Annotated in this window: 3 protein-coding genes and 1 pseudogene; all 4 read left to right on the top strand. The window is 70.9% G+C overall.

What is annotated here, in order from left to right; genetic code table 11:
• Positions 1-421 (top strand): annotated as a pseudogene (locus tag ACWEN3_RS44310) (hypothetical protein); the annotation flags it as partial.
• A gap of 98 nt (positions 422-519) precedes the next feature.
• Entirely contained in the window at positions 520-927 is a 408-nt protein-coding gene (locus ACWEN3_RS44315; RefSeq protein WP_452983774.1) for a VOC family protein, read from the top strand.
• A 37-nt stretch (positions 928-964) separates the two neighbouring features.
• On the top strand, positions 965-2,089 hold the full coding sequence (locus ACWEN3_RS44320; protein WP_452983777.1) for an LOG family protein: 1,125 nt from the start codon (positions 965-967) through the stop codon (positions 2,087-2,089).
• A gap of 161 nt (positions 2,090-2,250) precedes the next feature.
• Complete coding sequence (locus ACWEN3_RS44325) at positions 2,251-2,937, top strand: LAETG motif-containing sortase-dependent surface protein (protein ID WP_452983780.1); 687 nt, start codon at positions 2,251-2,253, stop codon at positions 2,935-2,937.
• The last annotated feature ends 82 nt before the right edge of the window (positions 2,938-3,019 follow it).

The raw sequence follows: 3,019 nt of genomic DNA on the forward strand, positions 1-3,019 counted from the left end.
GCGCCGCGCCGTGCCGCCGTGCGAACTCCATGCTGGAGAGCACCAGGGCGGCGCCGCCGTCGGAGGTGGCGCAGATGTCGAGCAGGCGCGGCGGATCGGGCGCCCCCTCGGCGTGGTGTGCGCGGTCGCGTCGGCCGGGTACGCCATGACCGCCCTGTACGACGACCCCGCGCCCTCCTTCGGCCCGCTGCGCACCCTCGGCGCGCTCGTCGTCGTCGGCTGCACGGTCGCGACCCTGCTGACCGCGGCCGTCGAGACCCGCCAGTGCCGCGCCGAGACCACCGCGGCCCTGCTCCGCCTCGGCGCGCCGGCCACGATGCTGCGCGGTGCCGCGGTCCTGCGCGCGGCCGCCCTGCTGGCCCTGTTCGGGCCCCTCACCCTGGGGATCGCCTCGTTGGCGGCACTTCCGCTCGTCCGCTGAGAAGTCGCCGAAAGAAGTTCCGGGCCGCCGATGAGTTTCGCCGCGGCCCGGTGTCTACCCCGGCGAACGATTCGGCACACGAACCGGGAGACGCCCCCATGTACCAGCAGATGATCTTCGTGAACCTGCCCGTGAACGACCTCGACGCCTCGAAGAAGTTCTTCACGGAGCTGGGCTACACGATCAACCCGCAGTTCAGCGACGAGAAGGCGGCGTCCGTGGTGATCAGCGACACCATTGTCGCGATGCTGCTCACCAAGCCGTTCTACGCGACCTTCACCAAGAAGGAGATCGCCGACGCCACCACGACCAGCGAGGTGCTGGTCTGTCTGAGCGCCGAGAGCCGCGAGAAGGTCGACGAGCTGGTCGCCAAGGCCCTCGCGGCGGGCGGCACCGAGAGCGGCGAGACCCAGGACCACGGCTTCATGTACGGCCGTTCCTTCGACGACCTCGACGGGCACACCTGGGAGATCGTGTGGATGGACCCGGCCGCGATCCAGGGCTGACCCCGCCCGCCCGAACATCCGTGCCTAGCATGGGCGGGTGCATCCGACACCCGCCCAGCCGCACCGTGCCGCCCGTACCTGTGAGATCGAGTCGCTCGCGGAGTTCGACGAGGTGGTCGCCGAGCACGGCTCGCTGACCCGATACCGCGTCCAGGCCGTGGATCTGACGTCCCGCACCGATGTGCTGCTCGGCCTCGACACCACCGGAGCCGTCTTCCTCGGCTGCCCGATGACCCCCGAGGCCGCCGCCCACGTCCGCTCGGCGGGCGCCCTGGTGTTCCCGCCGGTCCCGGGCCTCCCCTTCGACCCGTACCGGGGCTTCGCCTACACACCCGGCGAGTTGTTCGAGTCGCTGGAGGACGGCTACGAGGCGACACCGGACGCGCGCGCCCACGACTGGTTCCGGCGGACGACGGCCGACGGTGACGTCTTCGCCTCGATGCTCCGCGCGATCCACGACGACGCCGTCTCCGACGCGCTGGACGAACTCCTCTCCGGCGCCCGGGTGGTGGGGGTCATGGGCGGCCACGCGATGGCCCGCGGCACCGCCGAGTACGCGGGCGCCGCCCGCCTCGGCCGTGAGCTGACCCGCGCCGGGTTCACGGTCGCCACCGGCGGCGGGCCGGGTGCGATGGAGGCGGCGAACCTCGGCGCGTACGCCGCCCCGTTCGCGGACGGCATGCTCGGCGAGGCGCTCCAACTCCTCGCCAAGGCACCCTCGTTCCGGCCCTCGGTCACGGACTGGGCGCGGGCCGCCTTCGAGGTGCGTGACCGCTGGCCCGGCGGCGGGGAGTCGGTCGGCATCCCCACCTGGTTCTACGGCCACGAGCCGCCGAACGCCTTCGCCTCGCACATCGCCAAGTACTTCGCCAACGCCACCCGCGAGGACGGCCTGCTGGCCCGCTCCACCGCCGGGGTGGTGTTCCTGCCGGGCGCCGCCGGGACGGTGCAGGAGATCTTCGACAACGCGACCCCCAACTACTACGAGTCGCGTGGCGAGCCGGCGCCGATGGTGCTCGTGGACCGGGAGCACTGGACGCGGGACCTGCCGGCCTGGCCGCTGCTCCGGGCGCTCGCCGAGGGGCGGTCAATGGAGTCCCGAATCACCCTCGTTGACCGGATCGAGCAGGCGCCGGAAGCGATCAAACTTCTGGGTGGTTAATAAGCAGGCAAAGTCAACGACCGTTGGCGGCATATGCATTGACACTTCTTACGGAGCGCTTATAAACCTGTGAGCCTCTTGGGGGTGCTGGGGCCTCACCCCATCCGTCGCCCCAACGCCCCTGTAACCCCCCGCAGTTATGCACTCTGTAAAGGACAAACGTGTCCATAACTCGTCGCAGCGCACGCCGTTCCGTGCGCATCCTGGGCGTTGCCTCCGCCTCGGCCGCCGTGGTGCTGGGTGTGTCCAGTTCGGCGTTGGCGTGCCAGATCGGTGACTTCACGGCCGAAGCCGGCTGCACCGGTGGCAAGGGTCAGATCGTCATCACCGACAACGACTCGTCCCGCACCAACGCTCACATCACCGTGTTCGAGAAGAACGACGCCGTCGAGACGAAGGTTGCCGAGGGGGAGGTCAAAGGCTCCGCCAAGGGCACGAAGACCCCCATCTCCGTGGACTGGAAGGCCGGCACCACCTACCTCGTCGAGGTCAAGGTCAACGGCGGCGGCTTCCACTTCGACCAGTTCATCCCGGACCTGGTCACCCCGGCCACGGCCTGCACGACGGAAGGGTCCCCGACCCCGCCGGCCAGCAGCAAGCCGTCGCCGTCGAAGTCCGCCCCGGCCGAGTCGGCGACCCCGACCCCGTCGGCCTCGGCGTCCAGCTCGGCCCCGGCGACCACGCCGGGCAACGCGCCGTCCCCGGCGGCCGGTGACTCGAACCTCGCCGAGACCGGTGCGAACTCCAACACGCCGCTGATCGCCGGCATCGCGGGCGCGCTGGTCGTCGTCGGCGGTGGCGCGGTCTTCTTCGGCATGCGCCGCCGTGGAGCCCGCGACAACGGCTGACCCAGCGCCCTCGGCACACCGCGGCGGCCCGTCCCCCAAAACCCCAAGGACCGGGCGCCCGGGTGTGTGAGACGGAGTTTGT

It is taken from the genome of Streptomyces sp. NPDC004561 (assembly GCF_053602155.1).